This window comes from Nguyenibacter vanlangensis (genome assembly GCF_013376155.1).
Classification (GTDB): Bacteria; Pseudomonadota; Alphaproteobacteria; order Acetobacterales; family Acetobacteraceae; genus Gluconacetobacter; species Gluconacetobacter vanlangensis.
This window is the reverse complement of sequence record NZ_JABXXP010001146.1, coordinates 1-648: the sequence shown is the minus strand read 5'-3', so window position 1 is coordinate 648 and position 648 is coordinate 1. Positions and strand designations below refer to the sequence as shown.

The following is a 648-nucleotide window of genomic DNA, read 5'->3' as shown; positions in this document are numbered from 1 at the left end:
CGGGCGGCCTGCGCCTGACCTTCGCGGCCGGCAGCGCGGACATGAATGCCGCGATGATCGACCGGGTGAAGCAATTTGCCGCCGGCCTGCTGCGGACGCCCGATACGCGGGCGGAAGTGGACGCCACCGCGTCGGGCTCGCCCGACGACGTCTCCACGCCGCGGCGGGTGTCGCTGGAGCGGGGGCTGGCGATCCGGTCGATCCTGGTTCATGCCGGGGTGGCGACGACGCGGATCTATGTCCGGGCCATCGGCCTGCCGCGCGCCGGAATTGCGGGCCCCGACGTTGCGCCACCGGGAAGCGCGAACGAAACGGTACCCGATCATGTTGACGTGACCCGGTCGGATATGGTGGCCTCGACGTCAAAGCCCCCCGCCCCTTCGGAGCCACATCCCGCGCCGTGACCCAACCGACGACCTATCTGCTGCGCATCGCCGCGTTCCTTGCCGCCGTGGCCGTGGTGGCCACCCTTCTGTCGCGGACGCTGTTCGCGGCGTTCTTCAACAATCCGATCCTGGACGGGCTGATCCTGGCCATCCTGGCCTTCGGGATCATGTGGAACATCCGCATGGTGCTGCGGCTGCTGCCGGAGGTGCGCTGGGTCGAGACGCTGCGCCAGCCGCGCGCCGGGCTGACCCCGCCGACGCC

2 pseudogenes are annotated in these 648 nt (G+C 70.5%); both read left to right on the top strand.

Going from position 1 to position 648, the window contains the following annotated elements:
• Positions 1 to 404, top strand: a pseudogene (locus HUK84_RS21775) (hypothetical protein); the annotation flags it as partial.
• Positions 401 to 648 (top strand): annotated as a pseudogene (locus HUK84_RS21770) (flagellar motor protein MotA); the annotation flags it as partial. The pseudogenes HUK84_RS21775 and HUK84_RS21770, both read left to right, overlap by 4 nt.